Source organism: Pseudomonas sp. GL_135 (assembly GCF_057834665.1).
Map to the genome: position 1 here is coordinate 1624558 of NZ_CM174408.1, position 24405 is coordinate 1648962.

Consider the following 24405-nt stretch of genomic DNA (forward strand, 5'->3'; position numbering starts at 1 on the left):
AAAAAAGCCCCACCTGTTCACACAGGTGGGGCTTTTTGGTTACAGCCGATTATACGAGCGGTTTAGGCTCATCCGAGGCTTGCGCCTCTTTCTGCTGACGCTCGGCTTCCAGACGACGGCGACGCACTTCACGAGGATCGTTCGGTGCACGGCCATTGCTGGCAACCGGCAGCGCAGGTGTCTCTTCTTTGGCCGGTTCTGCAACCGGCGCCTGAGGAGGTTCGACCGCCACTGGCGCGGCGACGATTTCCGGTGCTGCGGTCTGAGCGGCTGCTTCCACGGCCGGGGCGATGACCTGTTCAGCGGCCACAGGCTGCTGAGCAACGGGTTCGACGACTTTCGGTGCCTCGATTTCCGGCGCCTTGGCTTGCTCTGGCTCTGCAGCCTGAGCCGGTTCAGTGATCTGAACGAGCTCAGGTGCTTTGGCAGGCTCGGCAGCCTGGACATGCTCGGCTTTAACAGGCTCAACGACGTGAACCGGCTCAGCGACGGCTACTTCAACCGCCTCATGCACCAGTGCAGGAGTCGGCATAAACGCCGGGGCTTCCACAACCGCTGGCGCTTCAACAGCGACCGAAGTCTCGGCACTGGCTGGCGTGTCGGTCGATTCGGCTTCAGCGGCTGCTTTCACCTGACGTTCGAACGGGCTCAGCGAGGCGTCGAATGTGGCCACTTCAACTTCCGGCATCACCGAACGCTTGGCTTCAGGTGCAGGGCTTTCAACGACAGGCGCTTCTGGCGCTGCTTCATGGGCCTGAGCGATCGGTGCTGCTTCAGTCGCGCTGGCTTCAACGGACGTGTTCGCACGTTCAGCCTGACGGTGGGCATCGGCTTCGGCGGTGGCGCTGATGACGCGCTCCGCTACCGCCGCAACGCTTGCACTGGCGGCGACGTTGCCACGGTCAGCGTTCGCGTGCACTTCGTCATGGGACTCATGACCACGCTCGCTGCCTTCGCCGTCGTTGGCTTCAGAACCTTCCGAACCTTCTACGCCTTCGCTGCCTTCGATTTCATTGCCATTGGCGTCACGCTGACGCTCGCGACGGTTGCTGCGACGACGCTGACCGCGTGAACGACGACGAGGGCGATCGCCTTCGGCGTGCTCCTGGTTGTCATCCTGTTGCTCTTCGGTGGTCAGCAGGGTTTCGTCTTCGGCAGCCACTGCAGCCTGTTCAGCGCGCGGTTGACGCTCTTCACGCGGTGCACGTGGCTGACGCTCTTCACGCGGAGCTCGCTCAGGGCGTTCTTCGCGGGGCAGGTTGACCGCCGGTGCGGCGTCGATCGGCTCACGCAGTTCACGCACACGCTCTTCACGCGGCTTGCGGTCTTCACGTCCAGCACGTGGCTGACGCTCTTCCCGTGGTGCACGGGCCGGACGCTCTTCGCGCGGTGCCGTGGTTTCTTCACGCGGTTCGCGCGGTGCACGCTCTTCACGAGGCGCGCGCTCTTCGCGCGGGGCACGTTCTTCACGGGGTGCGCGTTCTTCGCGATCGGCACGCGGCGCACGTTCTTCACGCGGCTTGCGTTCTTCGTCACGACGGCCGTTACGGCTGCGGCTCTGCTGACGGCCATTACGGCGCTCGTCATTGCGCGCAGGACGCTCGGTAGCCGGTTTTTCAACCACGGCGGCAGGCGCGACAGCAGCAGGCTCTTCCTTGGAAGCGAACAGGCTGACCAGCGATTTCACCAGGCCCTTGAACAGGCTTGGCTCATGGGCGACCGGTGCAGGCGCAACCGCGACCGGCGCAGCGGCTTCAACCGGAACCGGTGCATTGGCGCGGGCCGGGGCGGTCTTGACTGCCGCTTCCTGACGAACCAGGGTGCGGGTGGCGGCGGCAGGCGGCGCCACTTCTTCCACTTCAGCAGCAGCGGCAGCGATTTCATAGCTGGTCTGCAGGCTGTGGGCTTCCGGACTGTCATCACGCAGACGCTGCACTTCGAAGTGCGGGGTCTCGAGATGGTCGTTCGGCAGAATGATGATGCGCGCGCGGGTGCGCAGTTCGATTTTGGTGATCGAGTTGCGTTTTTCGTTGAGCAGGAACGCAGCGACCGGGATCGGCACCTGAGCGCGCACTTCGGCCGTACGGTCTTTCAGCGCTTCTTCTTCGATCAGGCGCAGGATCGCCAGCGACAGCGATTCAACGTCACGGATGATGCCGGTGCCATTGCAACGCGGGCAAACGATGCCGCTGCTCTCGCCGAGGGAGGGACGCAGGCGCTGACGGGACATTTCCAGCAAGCCGAAGCGCGAGATGCGACCGACCTGGACACGGGCACGGTCCGCTTCAAGGCTTTCACGGACCTTTTCTTCCACGGCGCGCTGGTTCTTGGCCGGGGTCATGTCAATGAAGTCGATGACGATCAGGCCGCCGATGTCGCGCAGACGCAGTTGACGGGCGATTTCCTCAGCCGCTTCAAGGTTGGTCTGCAGGGCGGTCTCTTCGATGTCGCTGCCCTTGGTGGCGCGCGCCGAGTTGATGTCGATGGACACCAGTGCTTCGGTCGGATCGATGACGATGGAGCCACCGGAAGGCAGTTCGACGACGCGCTGGAAGGCGGTTTCGATCTGGCTTTCGATCTGGAAACGGTTGAACAGCGGAACGCTGTCTTCGTAGAGCTTGATCTTGCTGGCGTACTGCGGCATCACCTGACGGATGAAGGTCAGCGCTTCTTCTTGGGCTTCGACGCTGTCGATCAGCACTTCGCCGATGTCCTGGCGCAGATAGTCGCGGATGGCGCGGATGATGACGTTGCTTTCCTGATAGATCAGGAACGGCGCGGAGCGGTCGAGGGAAGCCTCTTTGATCGCGGTCCACAGTTGCAGCAGGTAATCGAGGTCCCACTGCATTTCTTCGCTGCTGCGGCCAAGGCCGGCGGTGCGAACGATCAGACCCATGTCGGCAGGGGCGATCAGGCCGTTCAGCGCTTCACGCAGTTCGTTGCGCTCTTCGCCTTCGATACGACGCGAGATGCCGCCGGCGCGAGGGTTGTTCGGCATCAGGACCAGATAACGGCCTGCGAGGCTGATGAATGTGGTCAGGGCAGCGCCCTTGTTGCCACGCTCTTCTTTCTCGACCTGAACGATGACTTCCTGGCCTTCGCTCAGGACGTCCTTGATGTTGACGCGGCCTTCGGGCGACTTCTTGAAGTATTCGCGGGAGATTTCTTTCAGCGGCAGAAAGCCGTGACGCTCGGAGCCGAAGTCGACAAACGCGGCTTCAAGGCTGGGTTCGATACGCGTGATCCGGCCTTTATAGATGTTGGCCTTCTTCTGTTCGCGGGCCCCGGATTCGATGTCCAGGTCGTAGAGGCGCTGGCCGTCTACCAGCGCAACACGCAACTCTTCGGGTTGAGTTGCGTTAATCAGCATTCTTTTCATGTAGTACCGTCGGTTTCCGGGCTGCCGGAAACGGCGTTCGGCACACACGACTTCTCACGGTCGGTGTCAGGGCACGTCAGGAGTGCTTGAACACTCCAGTGTCTAACGAGGTTCGGCCAGCGGGGCCGAGTCGCGACGACGTTCCTGCTTGCTGTGGTGACAAATGACACCCTGTCAGCAAAAGCTTTGTCAGGAGGAGGAATCAACCATCGGTAGCGGACGATATGAAGCGTCTTGAATAAAGCCTTGTGCTACACAGTCCGACGGTTGTGCGTCTCCACCCCACACGTATCCCTGATAATTCGGGTGCTGCCGCGCGCTGAATCCGCAGCGGGTTGCATTTATCGCGATCTTCCAAGGGAAGTTCGCGCGTCATGGCTCAAATAAGGCATGGTTTCCGAAGCATTCGCCCGGTGCGACTGCCAGCGACTGCACTTTGTGAACTGGCCTTGAACGTGGGCCTCGATGGCGAGTGACTCACTCTGCGATCGGGCTTGTTTCAGGCCTCATGTCACCTGCGCTCGTTACGCTCGCATATCTTCCGTTGTCACCGAAAGCCCCGTAGGACGGCCTCGCGCCCTCGTGAATTGCGTTGAACAGGGCCGGCTGTCATACCGTTTGTCCGCTGTCCAGGCCGCTTTTGGCGGCGTTCGCGACTATAGCAGCAATCATTAAGTGCTTCAAATCCATAAAAAATTGTTATGATTTGCGCCATGACAAATCTCACCCCCCCAACCCCCGGCGTCCGGCTGGTAGAGGTTGCGCCGGAATTTGCCGGTCAACGCATCGATAACTTTCTGATCACGTACCTCAAGGGCGTTCCCAAGACCTTGATTTACCGCATTTTGCGCAAAGGCGAAGTGCGCGTAAACAAAGGCCGGATCAAGCCCGAGTACAAGCTTCAGGCGGGCGATGTCGTGCGCGTCCCACCCGTTCGCGTGCCTGAGCGCGACGAGCCAGTGCCCGTTGCCCAAGGTCTGCTGCAGCGTCTGGAAGCCGCCATTGTCCATGAAGACAAAGGCCTGATCGTCCTCAACAAGCCTGCCGGCATCGCGGTTCACGGCGGCAGCGGCTTGAGCTTTGGGGTCATTGAAGCCTTTCGTCAGCTGCGGCCTGACGCCAAGGAGCTGGAGCTGGTCCACCGTCTGGACCGTGACACTTCCGGGCTGTTGATGATCGCCAAGAAGCGCAGCATGTTGCGTCACCTGCACGAGCAGTTGCGCGGCGATGGCGTGGATAAGCGCTACATGGCGCTGGTCCGTGGAAACTGGTCGACCGCGCAGAAGCAGGTCCGTGCGCCATTGCTCAAGAGCAATCTTCGCTCTGGCGAGCGCATGGTAGAAGTCAACGAAGAGGGCAAGGAGGCGCTGACCCTGTTCAAGGTCCTGCGCCGCTTTGGAGACTTCGCCACCCTGGTCGAAGCCCGGCCCATTACAGGCCGTACTCATCAGATTCGCGTGCACGCCTTGCATGCCGGCCACTGCATTGCCGGTGACCCGAAGTACGGTGATGAGGATTTCAGTCGTGAAATCCGAGACCTCGGCGGCAAGCGCCTGTTCCTGCACGCCTACGCCCTGACCGTGCCGCTGCCGGACGGTGGCGAGCTTAAAGTTGAAGCGCCCGTCGACGAGATGTGGGCCAAGACCGTGGAGCGACTGCTGCTTGCGCCCTGATTACGAACTGCTGATCTTCGATTGGGACGGCACGCTGTCCGACTCTATCGGTCGTATTGTCGAAGCGATGCAAGCCGCCGCGCATCTTGCCCATCGTCCGGTACGTGATGATGCAGCCATCAAGGGCATTATTGGTCTGGGTTTGCCGGAAGCGATTCGCACCTTGTACCCGGACATCACGGCCAATGACCTGATCGAGTTCCGGCAGCACTACGCCGACCGTTACATGGCCATGGACGTTGAGCCTTCTAAACTGTTCGACGGTGTGCATGAGTCGCTGGAGGCGTTTCGTGCCGAGGGCTATCGCCTGGCGGTCGCCACCGGCAAGGCCCGGCGTGGCCTGGATCGAGTGTTAAAGGCGCACGGCTGGACCGACTTCTTCGACGCCAGCCGCGCAGCGGACGAAACGGCCAGCAAGCCGGATCCGCTGATGCTGAATGAAATCCTGCAGCATTGCGGCGTCAGGCCTGAAAAGGCGCTGATGATTGGCGATGCTTCGTTCGATCTGCTCATGGCTCGCAACGCCGGAATGGATTCAGTGGCTGTCGGGTACGGCGCGCAAGCGCTAGGCTCTCTGCTTCAATATCAGCCGCGTCTGGCGATCGAGCACTTTTCCGAATTGCGCACCTGGTTGGGTGCGCGGACTGCTGAAACTTCGTTGTTGGGGTAACTGATCTATGTCGGACGAATGGAAATCTCCGTCTTCGCCAGAGCGCGACGACGCAGGGGATGCAAAAAGCTGGAAACTGCTGGAAAAGACCCTGCTCGCCAGCGTGCAGGAGCAGCGCAGGTCGCGACGCTGGGGAATCTTTTTTAAATCCCTGACCTTTCTTTATCTGTTCGGCGCGCTGGCGTTGTTTTCGCCGCTCATGGATTTCGGCAAGGGCGCCTCGCGCAGCACCAGTCACACGGCGCTGATCGAAGTGAAGGGCATGATCGCCGACACCGAAGCCGCCAGTGCCGACAATATCGTTGGCAGTCTGCGGGCAGCGTTCGAGGACGAAAAAACCAAGGGCGTGATTCTGCGCATCAATAGCCCGGGCGGCAGTCCGGTGCAGTCCGGCTACATCTACGATGAAATCCGGCGATTGCGTGCGCAGAAGCCGAATATCAAGGTGTATGCGGTGATTACTGATCTCGGGGCGTCTGGTGCGTATTACATCGCCAGCGCCGCCGACCAGATCTACGCCGACAAGGCCAGTCTGGTGGGTTCGATCGGTGTCACGGCGGCCGGTTTCGGTTTCGTCGGCACGATGGAGAAGCTGGGTGTTGACCGTCGTACCTATACCTCGGGCGAGCACAAGGCCTTCCTTGACCCGTTTCAGCCGCCAAAGCCTGACGAGACTGCGTTCTGGCAGGGTGTTCTGGACACCACTCACAACCAGTTCATCGCCAGCGTCAAAGCGGGTCGCGGTGATCGCCTGAAGGACAAGGACCATCCGGAGTTGTTCTCGGGGCTGGTCTGGACGGGCGAGCAGGCGGTGGGCTTGGGGCTGGTCGATGGGCTTGGCAGTGCCAGCTACGTGGCGCGCGATATCATCGGCGAGAAAGAGATGGTCGATTACACGGTTAAAGAGTCGCCGTTCGATCGTTTCTCCAAAAAGATGGGCGCCAGCGTCGCTGAGCAGATCGCGATGTGGGCAGGCTTCACTGGGCCGTCCCTGCGCTGATCGCGACAGTCTTGATGTGTGATGAAAAGCCCGGCCAATGGTCGGGCTTTTCATATCGGTTTTTTAGCGAGGTCAGGGCAGTTCGACGCCCTCGTTTATCAACATGTCCACCAAGCGTATTAAAGGAAGGCCGATCAGGCTGGTCGCATCCGGGCCTTCGGTGCGGCGGAACAGGCTGACGCCGAGTCCTTCGGCCTTGAAGCTGCCGGCGCAGTCATAGGGTTGTTCGGCGTGCAGGTAGCGGCTGATGCGAGCGTCGTCCAACTGGCGCATGTGGACGGTGAAGGGCACGCAATCAACCTGGCACTGACCCGTGCGGCTATTGAAGAGCACAAGCCCGGTGAGGAAGCTGACGCTGTTGCCGCTACTCGCCTTCAGCTGTTCCAGCGCGCGCTCGAACGTGTGGGGCTTGCCGAGAATCTGCTCGCCAAGCACGGCCACCTGGTCTGACCCGATGATCAAGTGGTCGGGGAATTGGTCAGCCAGTGCCATGGCTTTTTCGCGCGCCAGGCGGGTCACAAGATCGACGGCCGGTTCGTCTGGGCAACGACTTTCATCGATATCGGGTGAGGCACAGACGAACGGCAATCGCAGGCGATCGAGCAATTCGCGGCGGTAGGGCGAGCTGGAAGCAAGGAGTAGAGGCAGCATGGGGTGCTCCGTAACATGAAAGTCGAGTGTAATCAGCGGCTCAGGTTGCGAACAGGCCTGAATTTCCTTTGACAGTCGCAAGGGTCGTCCCTAGAATGCTGCGCCTATGTTGAATGACCCGATTCCACCTCACGTTGACCCGCGCAAATTAGCTGATCGTGGCACTACTCTTCAGGGAGAGATGCTGCTGGCTGATTTGGAGAGACTCTGCGACCCGCTTGCTGACAATCTCGGTACGGTGCAGGCGAAATTCGTTTTTGAGCGAGACGAGCAGCGCGCTGTGGTTATCCACAGTGCAATTGACGTCGAAGTCAAAATGGTTTGCCAGCGTTGTCTTGAGCTGGTCACCTTTCCGATCCACAGCGAATGCAGTTATGCGGTGGTGAAGGAGGGTGCAAACACCCAGTCGTTGCCGAAAGGCTATGACGTGCTGGAACTCGGCGAAGATCCCATGGATCTGCTGGCTTTGATCGAGGATGAGCTTCTGCTCGCCTTGCCCATTGTTCCAACTCATGATCCGAAAGAATGCCAGCCGCCGGCGGACCTCAACGAGTCCGAACCGAGCGAGGACGAGGTAACGCGGTCCAACCCGTTCAGTGTATTGGCGCAGTTAAAGCGTGACCCAAACGTTTAGGAGTTAATCAATTATGGCTGTTCAGCAGAACAAAAAATCCCGCTCTGCCCGTGACATGCGTCGTTCCCACGACGCTCTCGAGGCTAGCACCCTGTCTGTAGAAAAAACCACCGGTGAAGTTCACCTGCGTCACCACGTATCGCCAGAAGGCGTATACCGTGGCCGTAAAGTGATCGACAAGGGCGCTGACGAGTAATTTCTTGTCTGCTCCGGTCATCGCGATCGACGCAATGGGCGGGGACTTCGGTCCCCGCAACATTGTTCAGGCCAGCATTGCCTGCCTGCTTGCTACACCCTCGCTGCACCTGACCCTCGTCGGTCAATCCTCTCTTCTTGAAGAACTCATCGCACGCCACTCCGGTGTCGATCGCTCACGCCTGCGCGTTGTGCACGCCAGCGAAGTCATCACCATGGATGAGCGCCCGTCCCAGGCCTTGCGCGGCAAGCCTGATTCGTCGATGCGCGTCGCGCTGGGACTTCTCGCCGAAGGCAAGGCCCACGCCTGTGTCAGTGCAGGCAACACCGGCGCCTTGATGGCGCTGTCCCGGTTTGTGTTGAAAACCCTGCCGGGCATCGACCGCCCGGCCATGGTGGCCGCGATGCCGACACGCAGTGGTTATTGCCAGTTGCTGGATCTGGGCGCGAACGTCGATTGCACCGCCGAGCATCTTTACCAGTTCGCCGTGATGGGTTCGGTGGCGGCAGAGGCGCTGGGCTTGGTGCGACCCAGAGTCGCACTGCTGAACGTCGGCACCGAAGACATCAAGGGCAATCAGCAGGTCAAGCTGGCGGCTGGCCTGTTGCAGGCTGCGCCGGGGCTGAATTACACCGGCTTTGTCGAAGGCGATGGCCTGTATCGGGGTGAGGCCGATGTGGTGGTTTGCGACGGCTTCGTCGGCAATGTGCTGCTGAAATCCAGCGAAGGCCTGGCGTTGATGATTGGCGAGCGGATCGAGCGGTTGTTTCGCCGCAACCTGCTGTCGCGTCTGGTGGGTTTGATGGCAAGGCCTGTGCTCGGCAGACTCAAGGCCGATCTGGCGCCGGCGCGGCACAACGGCGCCAGTTTTCTGGGTCTGCAGGGCATCGTGGTAAAGAGTCACGGCTCGGCCGATGCTCAGGGTTTCCAAAGCGCGATACAGCGGGCGCTGATCGAGATTCAGGAAAACCTGCCACAGCGCTTGCGCGGTCGTCTTGAGGATCTGCTTTAGGGCTTCGATCCTGGTCTTGGGCTAGAATGTGACGCCTGTGACCGAGTGGTCATCCAACTGTCCATCGCAACACATTGAATTACTTCGCGTTCGGCCCGCCGGACGCTCATTTTGACGACAATAATCAGGGGCTTGTTAATGTCTGCTTCCGTCGCATTTGTCTTTCCGGGCCAAGGCTCGCAGTCCCTCGGCATGCTGGCCGAGCTGGGCGCGCAGCATCCGCTGGTGCTGGAAACGTTCAAAGAAGCTTCCGATGCTCTGGGCTATGACCTCTGGGCGCTGACCCAGCAAGGCCCGGAAGAAAGCCTCAATCAGACCGATAAAACCCAGCCTGCCATTCTTACCGCGTCGATCGCCTTGTGGCGTCTGTGGCTGGCGGAAGGCGGCGTGCGCCCGGCGTATGTCGCCGGCCACAGTCTGGGTGAGTACAGCGCGCTGGTTGCGGCCGGCAGCCTGACCCTTGCCGATGCGGTGAAGCTGGTCGAGCGTCGTGGTCAGCTGATGCAGGAAGCTGTGCCTGCGGGGCAGGGGGGCATGGCGGCCATTCTGGGCCTGGACGATGCGGTGGTCATTGCTGCCTGTGCCGAAGCGGCTCAGGGCGAGGTGGTCAGTGCGGTGAATTTCAATTCACCCGGACAAGTCGTGATTGCCGGTGCCAAGGCCGCCGTTGAGCGCGCCATCGACGTCTGCAAGGCCAAAGGCGCCAAGCGTGCCTTGCCGTTGCCGGTGAGCGTGCCCTCGCACTGCGAGCTGATGCGCCCGGCGGCGGAACGCTTCGCCGAGTCGATCGCTGCCATTGACTGGCAGGTGCCGCAGATCCCGCTGGTGCAGAACGTCACCGCAGGTGTCGTGTCCGACCTCGATACCCTTAAAGCCGATCTGCTGCAGCAGCTCTACAAGCCAGTGCGCTGGGTTGAATCGATCCAGACGCTGGCAGCCCAGGGCGCCCTGCAACTGGTCGAATGCGGCCCGGGCAAGGTGCTTGCCGGATTGAACAAGCGTTGCGCCGATGGCGTGGCCACCCACAACCTCAATACCCCAGACGCCTTCGCCGCCGCTCGTGCGGCGCTGGCCTGATTAGGAGACGCCTGCATGAGTCAGGGTAAAGTTGCACTTGTCACCGGCGCGAGCCGAGGCATTGGCCGGGCGATCGCCCTTGAACTGGGTCGTAACGGCGCTACCGTTGTGGGCACAGCGACGTCCGAATCCGGCGCCGAGAAGATCACCGCTTATTTCAGGGAAAACGGCATCGAAGGCTTCGGCCTGGCGCTGGACGTGGGCAGCGACGAATCCGTTGCCGCTGCGCTCGCCCAGATCACCGAGCGTGTGGGTGCGCCGTTGATCCTGGTCAACAATGCCGGTATCACCCGTGACAACCTGATGATGCGCATGAAGGATGACGAGTGGCATGACGTCATCAACACCAACCTGAGCAGTCTGTTTCGCCTGTCCAAGGGCGTTCTGCGCGGGATGACCAAGGCGCGCTGGGGCCGGATCATCAGCATTGGTTCGGTGGTGGGTGCCATGGGCAACGCAGGTCAAGTAAACTACGCAGCCGCCAAGGCGGGTCTGGAAGGCTTCAGCCGTGCTCTGGCACGTGAAGTCGGGTCGCGCGCAGTGACGGTCAACTCGGTGACGCCGGGTTTCATCGACACCGACATGACCCGCGAGCTGCCAGAAGCGCAACGTGATTCCCTGACGGCACAGATTCCTCTGGGCCGACTGGGGCAGGCAGAAGAGATCGCGCATGTTGTCGCTTTTCTTGCCTCAGAAGGTGCAGGCTACGTGACCGGGGCTACAATCCCCGTTAACGGCGGCATGTACATGTGACCGGTCGTATCGAAAAAATGTCATACGGGCTGTCTAAAATCCGTTATAAAGCTGAAATCTTTTAAGGGGTCGAGGGCTGTTGGGCGTAGCGGGAATTGCGTTTAGCTTGAAATGCGCAAAACCTCTTCTATACACTTACCCATCGGCCAGCTGCCTGAATTTGTCCACTAGGAGTTAAAACACGGTATGAGCACCATCGAAGAGCGCGTCAAGAAAATCGTTGCCGAACAACTTGGCGTCAAGGAAGAGGAAGTCACCAACAGTGCTTCTTTCGTTGAAGACCTGGGTGCCGACTCCCTTGATACCGTAGAGCTGGTAATGGCTCTGGAAGAGGAATTCGAGACCGAAATCCCTGACGAAGAAGCCGAGAAGATCACCACCGTACAAGCCGCTATCGATTACGTTACTGCCCACCAGGCGTAAGATTTTGTAATCGTAGTTTGCTGTCCTGGAGAAACCGCACTGCCCCTGGCGTGCGGTTTTTTCTTTGAATAGGGCAGCGTTTCATCAATAGAAGAAAGGAGAGTCCTGTGTCGCGTAGACGCGTCGTGGTCACCGGTATGGGTATGCTGACGCCTTTGGGCACGGATGTGCCGAGCACCTGGCAAGGCATTCTGGCTGGCCAGAGTGGCATTGGGCCTATCGAACACACGGACCTGTCCCAGTACACCACCCGCTTCGGCGGTTCGGTGAAGGGATTCAACGTCGAGGAATACCTGTCGGCCAAAGAGGCCCGCAGACTCGACCTGTTCATCCAGTACGGGCTGGCTGCCAGCTTTCAGGCCGTGCGCAACTCCGGTATCGAGATCAACGACACCAATCGCGAGCGCGTCGGCGTGGCGATGGGATCGGGCATCGGGGGCCTCACCAACATTGAAAACACCAGCCGGCTGATGCATGAGCAGGGGCCTGGCAAGATTTCCCCGTTCTTCGTGCCGGGGTCGATCATCAACATGATTTCCGGGTTCCTGTCGATCCACCTCGGCGCGCAGGGCCCCAACTACGCCATCGCCACTGCCTGCACCACGAGCACCCATTGCATCGGCATGGCCGCGCGCAACATCGCATACGACGAAGCCGACGTGATGATTGCCGGCGGCGCTGAAATGGCGGCCTGCGGCCTGGGCATGGGCGGCTTCGGCGCTTCGCGCGCGCTGTCCACCCGCAACGATGAGCCTGCGCGCGCCAGCCGTCCGTGGGACAAAGGCCGTGACGGCTTTGTGCTGTCCAACGGTGCCGGCGCCATGGTCCTCGAAGAACTCGAGCACGCCAGGGCGCGGGGCGCGACCATTTACGCCGAGCTGATCGGCTTCGGCATGAGTGGCGATGCGTTTCACATGACTTCACCGCCGGATGACGGCGCCGGTGCCGCGCGCTGCATCACCAATGCTCTGCGTGACGCCAAGGTTCGTCCGGATGAGGTGCAGTACATCAATGCCCACGGCACCTCGACGCCTGCGGGCGATCTGGCCGAAGTCAGCGCCATCAAGAAGGTGTTTGGCGAACACGCCTACAAACTGGCTGTCAGTTCGACCAAGTCGATGACAGGCCACCTGTTGGGCGCCGCCGGTGCTATCGAAGCGATTTTCAGCGTCCTGGCAATCAGGGATCAGGTTGCACCACCGACAATCAATCTCGATGAGCCGGACGAAGGCTGTGACCTGGACTTCGTTCCCCACGAGCCGCGCAAGATGCCGATTGATGTGGTGATCTCCAACTCCTTCGGTTTTGGTGGCACCAATGGTTCCCTGGTCTTCCGCCGGTACACCGAATGATTGCGAGCTGGATCGATGGTCTTGCTGCTGACTCCGTTGCCGTCAAGGATCGGGGTCTGGCGTACGGCGATGGTCTCTTCGAGACCGTCCTCGTCAAGGCCGGGCAACCAGTGCTCTTGCCCCGTCATCTGCAGCGTCTGACGCTGGGGGCGCAGCGCCTGGCACTTAACGTGGATCTGGCGCTGGTCGAGCAGGAGTGCCGCCGATTCGCCGCCCATCTGGGTGAAGGCGTGATGAAGCTCATCGTCACCCGGGGCGATGGTGTGCGTGGTTATGCACCCGCTTCGGACGCGCTGCCGCGACGCATCCTCCAAGGGGGCCCGCTGCCGGCTTACCCTGAAAGCCATGCAGAGCAGGGCATCAAACTGTTCGCCTGTCAGACCCGCCTCGCCGAGCAGCCGTTGCTGGCCGGGCTCAAGCACCTCAATCGCCTTGAGCAAGTCCTGGCCCGTGGCGAATGGCAAAGTGCCGAGTACGCCGAAGGGCTGATGCGGGACGTGTCGGGGCGCATCGTCGAAGCGGTGTACAGCAATCTGTTTATGGTCAAGGCCGGGGTGTTGCTGACGCCGCACCTGCGCCGCTGCGGCGTGGCCGGTGTGATGCGGGCCGAGATCCTGGCGCTGGCCGAGCGCGAGAACATGCCGGCCCGTGAGCTTGACCTGCAGATGTCCGACCTGCAAAAGGCCGACGAGGTCTTCGTCTGCAACAGCGTGTACGGCATCTGGCCGGTGCGCGGCGTCGAGCATCTGAACTGGCCCGTTGGGCCGCTGACCCGTAAACTCCAACACCTTGTTCGCGGGCTTCTGGATATCTGATTCGTGATCCGAAAATTACTCGTCTTGCTGGAAACAGGTGTGGTTCTGGCGGGGCTGTTGCTGGGTGTGGCTTATTGGCAGCAGAACAGCGCGCTGCAACAGTCCCTCAATCTCACCCAGGAAAAACTGCTGGATGTGCCGGCGGGCTCTTCGCCGACCGGCGTGCTGAATCGGCTGCAGGCCGACGGTGTCATCAAGGACGCGTTCTGGCTGCGTTTGTACTGGCGCTTCAATCTGCAGGGGCAGTCGCTGCACAGCGGCGAATACCGCATGGCGCCGGGCATGAACGCCGAGTCGCTACTCGATCTCTGGCAAAAAGGTGAAGTGGTGCAGTACAGCGTCACCCTTGTGGAGGGCTGGACATTCCGTCAGGTGCGCGCGGCGCTGGCCAGGCAGGTCAAGCTGGAGCAAACAGCGAGCGAACTCAGTGACACCGAGTTGATGGCGAAGCTGGGCCATCCGAACGTCTTCCCCGAAGGCCGGTTTTTCCCGGACACTTATCGCTACGTGCGCGGCATGACCGATGTCGAGCTGCTCAAACAAGCCTACAACCGCCTCGATGAAGTGCTCCAGGAAGAGTGGGAGAAACGCGCTGCCGATGTGCCGTATACCGATGCCTACCAGGCGCTGATCATGGCGTCGCTGGTGGAAAAGGAAACCGGCGTGCCTCAGGAGCGCGGCCAGATTGCCGGCGTGTTCGTGCGTCGCTTGCAACAGGGCATGTTGCTGCAGACCGATCCGACCGTCATTTACGGCCTCGGCGACCGGTACAACGGCAAGATCACCCGCGGGTTGCTGAAGGAGCCTACGCCGTACAACACTTATGTCATCTCCGGCTTGCCGCCAACGCCGATTTCCATGGTCGGGCGCGAGGCGATCCATGCGGCGATGCACCCGGTGGCCGGCAACAGCCTGTACTTCGTGGCAAGAGGAGACGGCAGTCACGTATTCTCCGCCGATCTGGATGCGCATAATGCGGCGGTGAAGGAGTTTCAGCTCAAGCGTCGCGCGGATTATCGTTCCAGCCCGGCGCCGGTCGTCGCACCGGCGGCGCCCGCTGATTCCCTCGATAAGCCCGCATCCGAACAGCAGCCCCTGGATTCACAACGTACTGATGCGCAGCCGACAGAGTCCAACGCTGCAGAGACTAAGTCAGTTGAGTCCAAGTCTGTAGAGCCGGGCGCGAGCGAGCACTCGCCGAAACCGCAGACAGACGCTGAAACGCCTTCGGCTCCAGCCAATGACCCCGGCAAATGACAACCGCGAGCACTCTCGCCATGAATCTCACCAAGGACTGCCCGTGACCGGCTTGTTTATTACCCTGGAAGGCCCCGAAGGCGCGGGCAAGAGCACCAACCGCGAGTACCTTGCCGAACGGCTGCGCAATGAGGGCATTGATGTCGTCCTGACCCGTGAGCCCGGTGGTACGCCGTTAGCCGAGCGCATCCGCGAGCTGCTGTTGACGCCCGGTGACGAGCCGATGTTCGTGGATACCGAGCTGCTGCTGATGTTCGCCGCCCGCGCGCAACACCTCGCCGCGCTGATTCGCCCGGCGCTGGCGCGAGGGGCCGTGGTGCTTTGCGATAGGTTCACCGATGCCACGTACGCGTATCAAGGAGGCGGCCGAGGCCTGCCCATAGAGCGTATCGCCGTGCTGGAAGATTTCGTCCAGGGTGCGCTGCGTCCGGATCTGACCCTGGTGTTTGATCTGCCCATCGAAATCGGCCTGGCCCGCGCTTCCGCTCGGGGTCAGCTCGACCGTTTCGAGCAAGAGGGCCGGGCCTTCTTCGACGCTGTCCGCAGTACTTACCTGTCCCGTGCGGCCGCCGCCCCCGAGCGTTATCGCCTGGTGGACGCGTCGCTGCCGCTGACCGAAGTCCAGGCGTCTCTCGATGTGCTGATTCCTGAATTGACTGCGCTGCTGGCGGCTCGCCGGCATGGCTGAAGCCTATCCCTGGCAGCACGGCCTGTGGCAGCAACTGGCAGGCCGCAAGCAGCATGCTCACGCCTATTTGCTGCACGGCCCGGCCGGTATCGGCAAGCGGGCACTGGCTGAGCGTTTGATGTACCTGCTGCTGTGCCAGCGCCCGGCAGGCCTGGAGGCCTGCGGCCAATGCAAATCCTGCTCGCTGCTGGCGGCCGGCAGTCACCCTGACCATTACGTGCTGGAGCCTGAAGAAGCCGACAAGGCGATCAAGGTCGATCAAGTGCGCGACCTGGTCAGCTTTGTGGTGCAGACCGCGCAGATGGGCGGGCGCAAAGTGGTGCTGATAGAACCGGTCGAGGCGATGAACATCAACGCCGCTAACGCCCTGCTGAAAAGCCTGGAAGAGCCTTCGGGCAACACCATTCTATTGCTGGTCAGCCATCAGCCGAGTCGGCTACTGCCCACGGTCAAGAGCCGTTGCGTGCAACAGGCGTGTCCGTTGCCCAGCGACGCCATGAGCATCGCCTGGCTGGCCGATGCGCTGCCCGATTGCACCGATCAGGAACGCGCCGATCTGCTGACCCTCGCGGCCGGTTCGCCCTTGGTGGCGGTCAAGCTGCACGCCCAGGGCGTTCACGAGCAACGGGCGCTGGTGGTGGACGGCGTTAAAAAGCTGCTCAAGGGCCAGCAATCGCCCACCCAGCTGGCCGAAGGCTGGAAGGACATTCCGCTGTTGTTGCTGTTCGACTGGTTCTGCGACTGGTCGAGCCTGATCCTGCGCTATCAGCTGACCCAGGATGAAGAAGGCTTGGGCTTGGCCGACATGCGCAAGGTTGTGCAGTACCTGGCGCAGAAATCATCCCAGCGCAATGTGCTGGCGATACAGGACTGGGTCCTGCTGCAGCGCCAGAAGGTCATGTCAAAAGCGAACCTCAACCGGGTTTTGTTGCTCGAAGCGTTATTGGTGCAGTGGGCAGGCCTGACCGGACAGGGTTAGACTGGCCATCTGCATGACATCATGCATTGCCTGAGGAAACGAGATGAGCGTGCCACTGAGTCCAGGTCCACGTAACGGCATCCTGTCCCTGACCATCAAGGACAAGTCCGTCCTGTACGCCGCGTACATGCCGTTCATCAAAAACGGCGGCCTGTTCATTCCCACCAGCAAAAGCTACAAGCTGGGCGATGAAGTGTTCATGCTGCTCAACCTGATGGACGAGCCTGAAAAGATTCCGGTCGCGGGCAAGGTCACCTGGATCACCCCGAAGGGTGCTCAGGGAAACCGCGCCGCTGGCGTTGGGGTGCAGTTCAACGATGGCGACAACACCGCGCGCAATATGATTGAAAACTACCTGGCCGGAGCGCTTAAGTCCGACCGTCCTACCCACACGATGTAAGTTGCCCCCGCCGCCATGCTTGTAGATTCCCATTGCCACCTTGACCGCCTCGACCTCAGCGCCCACGACGGCTCCCTCGACAACGCCCTGCAAGCGGCGAGAGAGCGGGGCGTCGGGCACTTCCTGTGCATCGGCGTCAGTGCCGAGAATGCCGGTGCCGTAAAAGCGTTGGCCGACCGTTACGACGACGTTGATTGCTCGGTCGGCATTCACCCCCTTGACCTCAAGCCCGGCGAGGCGCCTGCGCTGGAGTGGCTGCTCGGCGAGCTGAATCATCCGCGCGTGGTGGCCATCGGCGAAACCGGTCTGGATTATCACTACGAGCCGGAGGCAGCCGAGTTGCAACAGGCCTCGTTCCGGCTTCATCTGCAAGCGGCCAACGTGACCGGCAAGCCGGTGATCGTTCATACCCGCGGAGCGCGGGCCGACACCTTGACGCTGTTGCGCGAGGCCGCTTTGCCACAAGCGGGTGTGTTGCATTGCTTCACCGAAGACTGGGACATGGCCAAGGCCGCGCTGGATCTGGGTTTTTATATCTCGCTGTCCGGCATCGTCACCTTCCGCAATGCTGACGCGCTGCGGGACGTCGCCAGCAAAGTGCCCGCCGACCGGCTGCTGGTCGAGACCGACTCGCCGTACCTGGCGCCCATCCCTTATCGGGGCAAGCCGAACCTGCCGCAATACGTGCGTGAAGTGGCCGAGTTTCTGGCGATGTTGCGCGGCGAGACCTACGAGCGTTTTGCCGAGCAGACCAGCGAGAACTTCAAGCGGCTGTTCCCGCTGGCGCGCGTAAAAGGCTGACTCCCCGGGGCATGCGCTGTTTTCCAGCTCTTGCGCCGCGGCAAGCCCGGGCGCTCGTCAAATCGCAGGCAAAAAAAACCCGGGTTCTGGGGGGTGAATCCGGGTTAAGACCATTAGGAGTAAAACAAAGACACGCTGTCCATTGGTGTCCTTACCAACGCTGCACTTGGGGGAGATGCGGCGGTGGCGAATATAAGTATTGGCTATAATCCGCAGGCGTCCAGCCGCCGACTGTACGATTTTTAAACAGTTTTGGAATACCTGAAGGGCTGCTGATACCGCAATTCCGCCGACCCTTCCGGATTCTCGACCATCCAGCCGATCCTGCCAAAAAACGAGACTGCTTCGGCTTCAATCGTTTCGCTTTTGCCTGCCGACAGTGAAATCCGTCAGAAAACGGATATAGGTCGGATGATCCGTGCATTCTGCTACGGGATAGGCATAATGTGCCGCTTCTGATTCCGAACCCACAGTCTCCTCCTATGCAGAAAGAACCTCGTAAAGTCCGTGAGTTTCGCCGCCGTGAGCAGGAGATTCTCGACACCGCACTCAAGCTCTTCCTCGAGCAGGGCGAAGACAGCGTCACCGTCGAGATGATCGCGGATGCCGTGGGTATCGGCAAAGGCACCATCTACAAACACTTCAAATCCAAGGCCGAGATTTATCTGCGCCTGATGCTCGACTACGAGCGTGATTTGAACGAGCTGCTGCATTCGGCGGATGTCGATAAGGATAAGGAAGCGCTGTCCCGGGCGTACTTCGAATTCCGCATGCGCGACCCCCAGCGCTATCGCCTCTTCGACCGGCTTGAAGAGAAGGTGGTCAAGGGCAATCAGGTGCCGGAGCTGGTGGAGGAGCTGCACAAGATCCGCGCTTCGAACTTCGAACACCTGACCTTGCTGATCAAGGGCCGGATTTCCGAAGGCAAGCTGGAAGACGTCCCGCCGTATTTCCATTACTGCGCCGCCTGGGCGCTGGTCCATGGCGCGGTGGCGCTGTACCACTCGCCGTTCTGGAGCAATGTCCTTGAAGATCAGGAAGGGTTCTTCCAGTTCCTGATGGACATCGGCGTGCGCATGGGTAACAAGCGCAAGCGGGATGTCGATCACGGGCTCGAGGCTAAACCAGAGCTTCGATCCGACTCACAGGCCGACTCGGCTGTTGAATAAAGCGCAGCCGCGTTAAGCCGATTCATTGAGCCAAGCCTTCTCCAACTCGACATGGCGCAAAAGCTGCATTAACTGGCCATTCGCCGGTTTTCCGTCGCCGGACTTTGGAGATAACAATGCGTAGCCTGGTTTTACTGCTGGCTCTACTGGCGTTGAGTGGCTGCATGCACGTCAGCGATCTGGCACAAGGCGCTCACGATGAGCTCAGCGACGCCGGGCTGCTGGATCACAGCTCGACCCGTCGGTTGAACAACTTTCGCGTGCAACCTGATTCGTTCATCTATATCGCCCAGGGCGCCTTCGCACCGCCGGGCGGTGCCTACCCGCGTCGCAACGTCGTGGCCGAAGAGGCCTTCAACGGATTTATCGAATACTTCCCGATGGTCCGCCGCGCTCGCGCCCCGGAAGGTCTGGATGACGCGATGAACGAGGCCCGGGCCGCCGGCGCGCACTACCTGCTGTACGCCCGTTTCGCCAAGGCCGATGACCGCATCGGCACATTCGACGAGTGGTCGGACCAGGAAGCGGTGGACCGTCTTGGCATCGACAACGGCGTTATTCAGCTGATGCTGATCGAAACCAACACCCGCTATCTCATCGATTCGGCACGCATTCACCTGCGTGGTGGTCTGCTGACGTTGTACGACACCAAGCCCGAGGATTTGCTAGGACCCCCGATGGAAGCTTACGCTCGCGGTTTGCTGGGCGTCTCAGCCCGCTGAGGAGTGGCGTATGAGTGGGCAGGACAAAGCCAATGATCTGTTGGCCCAGATTGCCAAAAGCGGCAAGGGCTTGCCGCCCGTGCACCTGTGGAACCCCGATTTCTGCGGTGACATCGACATGCGCATCGCCCGCGATGGCACTTGGTTCTATCTGGGCACCCCCATTGGTCGCAAGCCGATGGTGCGGCTGTTTTCCACCATCATTCGCCGGGACGGCGACGATTACTTTCTGATCACACCGGTTGAGAAGGTCGGCATTACGGTCGACGACGCGCCTTTTGTGGCGGTGCTGCTGGACGTCGAAGGCAGCGGTGAGTCGCAGTTGCTGCGGTTCACCACCAACGTCGAAGACAGAGTGGAGGCGGGGGCTGAACACCCGCTGCGCATCGACCTTGATCCGCAGACCCAGGAACCGGCGCCCTACGTGCTTGTGCGCAACAACCTCGAAGCCCTGATTCACCGCAACGTCTTCTATCAGTTGGTGGACCTTGCTGTCGTGCGTGAAATCGACAAGCAGCGCTGGCTGGGCGTGTGGAGCGGTGGCGAGTTTTTCCCCATCGGCCTTGAGCCCTGATAAGTCTCAGTCCGTTCGGCTATCCGCTTGCGGCCAATTGCCTGACCACCACCGTGCAGTTACAGTGCCGCCCCCTGATTTTTCCCTGAGGTTTTTCCATGAGCCAGTCCTTTGATATCGCCGTGATCGGCGCCACCGGTACTGTCGGCGAAACCATCGTCCAGATTCTTGAGGAGCGCGACTTCCCGGTCGGCGATTTGCACCTGCTCGCCAGTGCCGAATCCGCCGGCAGCTCGGTGCCGTACCGTGGCAAGAATGTCCGGGTGCGTGAAGTCGATGCTTTTGATTTCAACAAGGCCAACATTGCCTTCTTCGCAGCAGGCGTCGCCGTAACGCGCAGTTATGCCGAGCGCGCCACGGCCGCCGGTTGTGTAGTGATCGACCTGTCCGCTGGGTTGTCCGTCGAGCAGGCGCCGAATGTGGTGCCCGAGGTCAATGGCGCCCGCCTGGCTGACTTGGCCAGACCGCAGCAGGTGGCCTGCCCGAGCTCCAGCGCTGCTGCACTCGCGCTGGTGCTGGCGCCGTTGCGCGCACTGCTGGACATCGAGCGGATCACCGTGACAGCGTGCCTGGCGGTGTCGAGCATGGGCCGCGAAGGGGTCACCGAACTCGCCCGACAAACCGCCGAGCTGCTCAACGTTCGCCCGCTGGAACCCAAAGTGTTTGACCGGCAGATGGCCTTCAACGTGCTCGCTCAGGTGGGCAAGCCTGACGCCGAAGGTCATGTGCCACTGGAAAAACGTTTGGTCAGCGAGTTGCGCGAGTTGCTCTCGCTGCCTTTAATCAAGGTCGGCGTGAGTTGCATTCAAGTGCCGGTGTTCTTCGGCGACAGCCTGAGCGTGTCAGTGCAGACGAGCGGGGCGGTCGACATCAAGGCGATCAATGCTGCACTTGAAACCGCAGAAGGCATTGAGGTGGTCGAGGCCGGCGATTACCCGACGCCGGTGGGCGACGCCGTAGGACAGGACGCTGTCTATGTAGGACGTTTGCGCAGGGGTGTCGACGACGGTTGTGAACTTAATTTCTGGGTCACGCTGGACAATGTGCGCAAGGGCGCAGCCCTGAACGCTGTGCAGGTGGCTGAGTTGTTGATAAAAGATGTTGCGTAAAAGATACTTGCCGACAATTCGAAGAATCATTCTAGCTGCGGCGTGCTGATACGCCCTACACCCGAGCAGGCATTATCTTCGCGATTGCCGGGGAAATTTCAAACAAGGGATGGGCTATGGTTCAGGTTCGTAAACTCGTTTTAGCAATCGCTGCGGCGTCGGCGCTGTCATCGGGAGTGGCCCAAGCGCTCGGCCTCGGCGGTCTGACCGTGAAGTCGACCCTGAATCAACCACTGTTGGCCGAAATCGAGCTGACGGAAGTGCAGGACCTCAATGCCTCCCAGGTGGTGCCAAGTCTGGCGACCTCTGCGGAGTTCGCTCAGGCCGGCGTTGGCCGAGTGGCGATTCTGGATGACCTGACGTTTACCCCGGTCGTCAATCCCGGTGGCAAGAGCGTGTTGCGCATCACCTCCACCAAGCCCATTCGAGATCCCTACGTAAAATTCCTCGTTCAAGTGCTCTGGCCCAATGGCCGGGCACTGCGCGAGTACAGCCTGTTGCTGGACCCGCCCAAATTCTCCCCGCAAGCCGCTGCGGCCGCCGCGCAATTGCCTTCAACGGCACCGAGCGCTGTACCGGCTCCGGCGCCCGCCGCCGAGGCCCCGGCACCAGCGCCTCCAACGCCCGCTCCAGCGCCGGCGCCGGAACCCAAGTTCACCCAATACACCACCGCCAATAACGACACGCTCTGGGAAATCGCCGAGCGCGTGAAGAACGGCGGGACTGTGCAGCAGACCATGCTGGCCATTCAGGCGTTGAACCCTGATGCCTTTATTGCCGGCAACATCAACCGCCTGAAGAAAGGTCAGGTGTTGCGTCTGCCGTCGCCGCAGGAATCAACAGCGCTGGCACAGCCGCGTGCAGTGGCTGAAGTGGCCGAGCAGAATCGTGCCTGGCGCGAAGGCCGGCGCATGCCCAGCGGCGCGCGTCAGGTCGATGCGACCCGCCGTGACCGCGCTGGCGCTGCGCCGTCGCAAATCGACGCCAAAGACAATCTCAGCCTCGTTTCTGCCAATAAGGCGGGTGCGAAAGGCAAGGCGGGCGACAATGCCGATATCAGCAACCAGCTGGCGACTACCCAGGAAAGCCTGGACACCACGCGTCGGGACAATGCCGAGCTGAAGAGCCGCATGACTGACCTGGAGAGCCAGGTCGACAAACTGCAGCGGCTGATTCAGCTAAAAAATGATCAGTTGGCGAAGATGCAGGCGTCAGGCGCGACGGTTCCACCGCCTGTCGATGCCGCGAATCCTGCTAATCCTGCTGTCAGCCCTAACAGCGTCACCAACCCCAATAATGCCGCCAACCCGGCGATGCAGGCCCAGGTCGTGCCGAACGCTGCGGCGCCTGATGTTGCCGGCAAGGCACCCGACGAAATCGCCCCCGAGGATGCGTTGCCGGTTGACGGGGCGACGGTCACCAGCGCAACGCCTGATCAGGCGCTGATCGTACCCACCGAGCCGGTGGTCGATGAAGACAACCGCAGCGCCCTCGACAAGATCCTCTCCAGCCCGATGCTCATGGGCTTGATCGGTGGCGGCGCGCTGTTGGTGTTGCTGTTGCTCCTGTTGCTGCTGGCTCGCCGACGCAATGCGCTGATCGAGGCCGAGCGCCATCGCCAGATGGCCCGCGCTTTGTCGGAAGAATCGGACTTCGCGTCCGATTTGGACATGTCTCCCAACAGCTTCGAAGGCCTGGAGGCGCCGGCGCCCCATGCAAAGACGCCGCCGGCGCCGACCGTCGCCGAGCCGGTCCGCGAACATCCGGCTGACGCGCTCGTTCAGGCTGAAATCCACATCGCATACGGCCGTACCAATCAGGCGGTCGCCGTTCTGGAAGACGCCATCAAGCATGAGCCGCAGCGCAGTGACTTGCGCCTCAAGCTGATGGAAGTCTATGCCGAGCAGGACAACCAATCCGGGTTTGTCGCGCAGGAGCGGCAGCTGATCGCCACGGGAAAGAACCACGCTGAAGTCGAAGAGCTGAAATCCCGCTATCCGTCCATGGCCGCTGCGGCTGCGGCGGCGGCAGGGGTGGCAGCAGCAGCGGCTTTGGCAGCGGAAATGGACGCAAAGTACGTTGAAGAGCTGCTCCATGACGAACCTGAAGTCGCCGCGCAGCCTGCTCCGGCTGCAGAAACGGTCACCGAAGTGCCACTGGACGACGAGTTCGATAACGACTTTGACCTGAGCCTTGATGATCTGGACAGCGAATCGCCTGCCGCTGCGCCGAATCACGCTGCGGCACAGGACAACGCTGCTCTGGACGATTTGGACCTGGACGCGTCGTTTGCCGGATCGGCATCCGATGACCTGGACTTCGACGCGATTCTGCGCGAGCAGCAGGCGACCTCCGTTGCCGCTCAGCCCGCTGAGCTGGACGATTTCGATCTCAATCTGGCGGAAGATCAGCCGGCGTTGAAAGCCGAAGACGACTACTTGCTGGGGATGGAGGACGATCTGCGTGATCTGCCGCCGTTCGAACAGCCTGCATCGCTGGGCGCGTCCAAGCCTGCGATGGAAGACGTCATCGAATTGCCAGCCGATTTCGACCTCTCCCTGGCTGACGAGATGGAAACCGAGCAGGCGTCTGAAGCCTTTGCGTCCGAGATCGACGACGTCAACGCTGAGCTTGACCGTCTTTCCCAGAGTCTGGAGCAGCCGCCGATCGCCAGGCCGTTCGACACGGCGTTGGACAAGCCGGTGGAAGCGTCACCTCGTTTTACGGAAGACGACGCGCTGCTGGCGGACGATGAACCGGAATTTGACTTCCTGTCCGGTACCGATGAAGCGGCTACCAAGCTGGACCTGGCCCGGGCCTATATCGAAATGGGCGACGCCGATGGCGCGCGCGACATCCTCGATGAGGTGGTGGCCGAAGGCGACGATGGCCAGAAGACCGAAGCGCGGGACATGTTGTCGCGTCTGGTCTGATCGGTTTATCGCTGCAAAAAACGACCGCTTCGGCGGTCGTTTGCATTTCCGGGTCGGGCCTTTCGGCTTCTCCGCGGCGCAGGGTTAACCGTTGGCCACTGGCGATGGCGTCTTTTTTTTCGATCCGTATAATGGCCG

General features: G+C 61.0%; 23 protein-coding genes. 21 read left to right on the plus strand and 2 right to left on the minus strand.

Annotated features, from left to right (window positions below; genetic code table 11):
• Window positions 1-49: 49 nt before the first annotated feature.
• A complete protein-coding gene (gene rne, locus AC3ISG_RS07425) occupies window positions 50-3370 on the minus strand; it encodes a ribonuclease E (protein WP_489298873.1) in 3321 nt (1106 codons plus the stop codon).
• A gap of 722 nt (window positions 3371-4092) precedes the next feature.
• On the opposite strand from rne, the gene rluC reads away from it, so the two are divergent.
• The 3 genes from rluC to sppA are packed head-to-tail and all read left to right on the plus strand — an operon-like array spanning window position 4093 to window position 6722.
• Complete coding sequence (rluC, locus tag AC3ISG_RS07430) at window positions 4093-5052, plus strand: 23S rRNA pseudouridine(955/2504/2580) synthase RluC (RefSeq protein WP_489298874.1); 960 nt, start codon at window positions 4093-4095, stop codon at window positions 5050-5052.
• Window positions 5042-5722 (plus strand): HAD-IA family hydrolase, encoded by a 681-nt coding sequence (locus tag AC3ISG_RS07435; protein ID WP_489298875.1) that lies wholly within the window; start codon window positions 5042-5044, stop codon window positions 5720-5722. Before rluC ends, AC3ISG_RS07435 begins: the two co-directional genes overlap by 11 nt.
• Window positions 5723-5729: 7 nt before the next feature.
• Window positions 5730-6722: a signal peptide peptidase SppA gene (sppA, locus tag AC3ISG_RS07440; RefSeq protein WP_122535552.1), complete on the plus strand. Its 993-nt coding sequence runs from the start codon at window positions 5730-5732 to the stop codon at window positions 6720-6722.
• Between the two features lie 72 nt (window positions 6723-6794).
• On the opposite strand, the gene AC3ISG_RS07445 is transcribed toward sppA, so the two are convergent.
• Window positions 6795-7373: a Maf family protein gene (locus AC3ISG_RS07445; protein WP_489298876.1), complete on the minus strand. Its 579-nt coding sequence runs from the start codon at window positions 7371-7373 to the stop codon at window positions 6795-6797.
• Window positions 7374-7479: 106 nt separating this feature from the next.
• Between AC3ISG_RS07445 and AC3ISG_RS07450 the strand changes: the two genes are divergently transcribed.
• The 18 genes from AC3ISG_RS07450 to AC3ISG_RS07535 all read left to right on the plus strand — a co-directional run bounded on the left by AC3ISG_RS07450 (window position 7480) and on the right by AC3ISG_RS07535 (window position 24267).
• The gene (locus tag AC3ISG_RS07450) at window positions 7480-8007 is read left to right on the plus strand and encodes a YceD family protein (RefSeq protein WP_065993122.1); all 528 of its coding nucleotides are present in this window, start codon (window positions 7480-7482) and stop codon (window positions 8005-8007) included.
• Between the two features lie 13 nt (window positions 8008-8020).
• The gene (rpmF, locus tag AC3ISG_RS07455; protein WP_003179396.1) at window positions 8021-8203 is read left to right on the plus strand and encodes a 50S ribosomal protein L32; all 183 of its coding nucleotides are present in this window, start codon (window positions 8021-8023) and stop codon (window positions 8201-8203) included.
• A 4-nt stretch (window positions 8204-8207) separates the two neighbouring features.
• Window positions 8208-9215 carry a phosphate acyltransferase PlsX gene (gene plsX, locus AC3ISG_RS07460; RefSeq protein ID WP_489298877.1) on the plus strand — a complete coding sequence of 336 codons (1008 nt, stop codon included), beginning with the start codon at window positions 8208-8210 and terminating at the stop codon, window positions 9213-9215.
• 138 nt (window positions 9216-9353) lie between these two features.
• Window positions 9354-10292, plus strand: coding sequence for an ACP S-malonyltransferase (gene fabD, locus AC3ISG_RS07465; protein ID WP_122623760.1), 939 nt, complete (start codon window positions 9354-9356; stop codon window positions 10290-10292).
• A 15-nt stretch (window positions 10293-10307) separates the two neighbouring features.
• A complete protein-coding gene (gene fabG, locus AC3ISG_RS07470; RefSeq protein WP_489298878.1) occupies window positions 10308-11045 on the plus strand; it encodes a 3-oxoacyl-ACP reductase FabG in 738 nt (245 codons plus the stop codon).
• 186 nt (window positions 11046-11231) lie between these two features.
• Window positions 11232-11468, plus strand: a complete 237-nt coding sequence (gene acpP / locus AC3ISG_RS07475) for an acyl carrier protein (protein WP_016973676.1) — start codon at window positions 11232-11234, stop codon at window positions 11466-11468.
• Between the two features lie 107 nt (window positions 11469-11575).
• On the plus strand, window positions 11576-12820 hold the full coding sequence (gene fabF, locus AC3ISG_RS07480; protein WP_489298879.1) for a beta-ketoacyl-ACP synthase II: 1245 nt from the start codon (window positions 11576-11578) through the stop codon (window positions 12818-12820).
• Window positions 12820-13635, plus strand: coding sequence for an aminodeoxychorismate lyase (gene pabC, locus AC3ISG_RS07485; RefSeq protein WP_489299466.1), 816 nt, complete (start codon window positions 12820-12822; stop codon window positions 13633-13635). The genes fabF and pabC overlap by 1 nt, the downstream gene beginning before the upstream one ends.
• Before the next feature lie 3 nt (window positions 13636-13638).
• Window positions 13639-14892 (plus strand): endolytic transglycosylase MltG, encoded by a 1254-nt coding sequence (mltG, locus tag AC3ISG_RS07490; protein ID WP_489298880.1) that lies wholly within the window; start codon window positions 13639-13641, stop codon window positions 14890-14892.
• A gap of 43 nt (window positions 14893-14935) precedes the next feature.
• Window positions 14936-15580 (plus strand): dTMP kinase, encoded by a 645-nt coding sequence (gene tmk / locus AC3ISG_RS07495; RefSeq protein WP_122623758.1) that lies wholly within the window; start codon window positions 14936-14938, stop codon window positions 15578-15580.
• A complete protein-coding gene (locus AC3ISG_RS07500) occupies window positions 15573-16559 on the plus strand; it encodes a DNA polymerase III subunit delta' (protein WP_272632244.1) in 987 nt (328 codons plus the stop codon). The genes tmk and AC3ISG_RS07500 overlap by 8 nt, the downstream gene beginning before the upstream one ends.
• 43 nt (window positions 16560-16602) lie before the next feature.
• Window positions 16603-16959: a PilZ domain-containing protein gene (locus AC3ISG_RS07505; RefSeq protein ID WP_037011754.1), complete on the plus strand. Its 357-nt coding sequence runs from the start codon at window positions 16603-16605 to the stop codon at window positions 16957-16959.
• A gap of 15 nt (window positions 16960-16974) precedes the next feature.
• On the plus strand, window positions 16975-17760 hold the full coding sequence (locus tag AC3ISG_RS07510; protein ID WP_489298881.1) for a TatD family hydrolase: 786 nt from the start codon (window positions 16975-16977) through the stop codon (window positions 17758-17760).
• Between the two features lie 482 nt (window positions 17761-18242).
• On the plus strand, window positions 18243-18929 hold the full coding sequence (locus AC3ISG_RS07515) for a TetR/AcrR family transcriptional regulator (RefSeq protein ID WP_122623755.1): 687 nt from the start codon (window positions 18243-18245) through the stop codon (window positions 18927-18929).
• 116 nt (window positions 18930-19045) lie between these two features.
• Entirely contained in the window at window positions 19046-19651 is a 606-nt protein-coding gene (locus AC3ISG_RS07520; protein WP_122535542.1) for a DUF4823 domain-containing protein, read from the plus strand.
• Window positions 19652-19661: 10 nt separating this feature from the next.
• Window positions 19662-20225, plus strand: coding sequence for a DUF1285 domain-containing protein (locus tag AC3ISG_RS07525; RefSeq protein WP_489298882.1), 564 nt, complete (start codon window positions 19662-19664; stop codon window positions 20223-20225).
• A 98-nt stretch (window positions 20226-20323) separates the two neighbouring features.
• Window positions 20324-21334: an aspartate-semialdehyde dehydrogenase gene (locus AC3ISG_RS07530; protein WP_489298883.1), complete on the plus strand. Its 1011-nt coding sequence runs from the start codon at window positions 20324-20326 to the stop codon at window positions 21332-21334.
• A 116-nt stretch (window positions 21335-21450) separates the two neighbouring features.
• Window positions 21451-24267, plus strand: coding sequence for a FimV/HubP family polar landmark protein (locus tag AC3ISG_RS07535; RefSeq protein ID WP_489298884.1), 2817 nt, complete (start codon window positions 21451-21453; stop codon window positions 24265-24267).
• The last annotated feature ends 138 nt before the right edge of the window (window positions 24268-24405 follow it).

Excerpts from the sequence above, each read along its gene's own strand:
- rne (WP_489298873.1), bottom strand. The coding sequence starts at position 3,370 with ATGCTGATTAACGCAACTCAACCCGAAGAGTTGCGTGTTGCGCTGGTA.
- rluC (WP_489298874.1), top strand. The coding sequence starts at position 4,093 with ATGACAAATCTCACCCCCCCAACCCCCGGCGTCCGGCTGGTAGAGGTT.
- sppA (WP_122535552.1), top strand. The coding sequence starts at position 5,730 with ATGTCGGACGAATGGAAATCTCCGTCTTCGCCAGAGCGCGACGACGCA.
- AC3ISG_RS07445 (WP_489298876.1), bottom strand. The coding sequence starts at position 7,373 with ATGCTGCCTCTACTCCTTGCTTCCAGCTCGCCCTACCGCCGCGAATTG.
- AC3ISG_RS07450 (WP_065993122.1), top strand. The coding sequence starts at position 7,480 with ATGTTGAATGACCCGATTCCACCTCACGTTGACCCGCGCAAATTAGCT.
- rpmF (WP_003179396.1), top strand. The coding sequence starts at position 8,021 with ATGGCTGTTCAGCAGAACAAAAAATCCCGCTCTGCCCGTGACATGCGT.
- fabD (WP_122623760.1), top strand. The coding sequence starts at position 9,354 with ATGTCTGCTTCCGTCGCATTTGTCTTTCCGGGCCAAGGCTCGCAGTCC.
- fabG (WP_489298878.1), top strand. The coding sequence starts at position 10,308 with ATGAGTCAGGGTAAAGTTGCACTTGTCACCGGCGCGAGCCGAGGCATT.
- acpP (WP_016973676.1), top strand. The coding sequence starts at position 11,232 with ATGAGCACCATCGAAGAGCGCGTCAAGAAAATCGTTGCCGAACAACTT.
- AC3ISG_RS07500 (WP_272632244.1), top strand. The coding sequence starts at position 15,573 with ATGGCTGAAGCCTATCCCTGGCAGCACGGCCTGTGGCAGCAACTGGCA.
- AC3ISG_RS07505 (WP_037011754.1), top strand. The coding sequence starts at position 16,603 with ATGAGCGTGCCACTGAGTCCAGGTCCACGTAACGGCATCCTGTCCCTG.
- AC3ISG_RS07510 (WP_489298881.1), top strand. The coding sequence starts at position 16,975 with ATGCTTGTAGATTCCCATTGCCACCTTGACCGCCTCGACCTCAGCGCC.
- AC3ISG_RS07515 (WP_122623755.1), top strand. The coding sequence starts at position 18,243 with ATGCAGAAAGAACCTCGTAAAGTCCGTGAGTTTCGCCGCCGTGAGCAG.
- AC3ISG_RS07520 (WP_122535542.1), top strand. The coding sequence starts at position 19,046 with ATGCGTAGCCTGGTTTTACTGCTGGCTCTACTGGCGTTGAGTGGCTGC.
- AC3ISG_RS07525 (WP_489298882.1), top strand. The coding sequence starts at position 19,662 with ATGAGTGGGCAGGACAAAGCCAATGATCTGTTGGCCCAGATTGCCAAA.
- AC3ISG_RS07530 (WP_489298883.1), top strand. The coding sequence starts at position 20,324 with ATGAGCCAGTCCTTTGATATCGCCGTGATCGGCGCCACCGGTACTGTC.
- AC3ISG_RS07535 (WP_489298884.1), top strand. The coding sequence starts at position 21,451 with ATGGTTCAGGTTCGTAAACTCGTTTTAGCAATCGCTGCGGCGTCGGCG.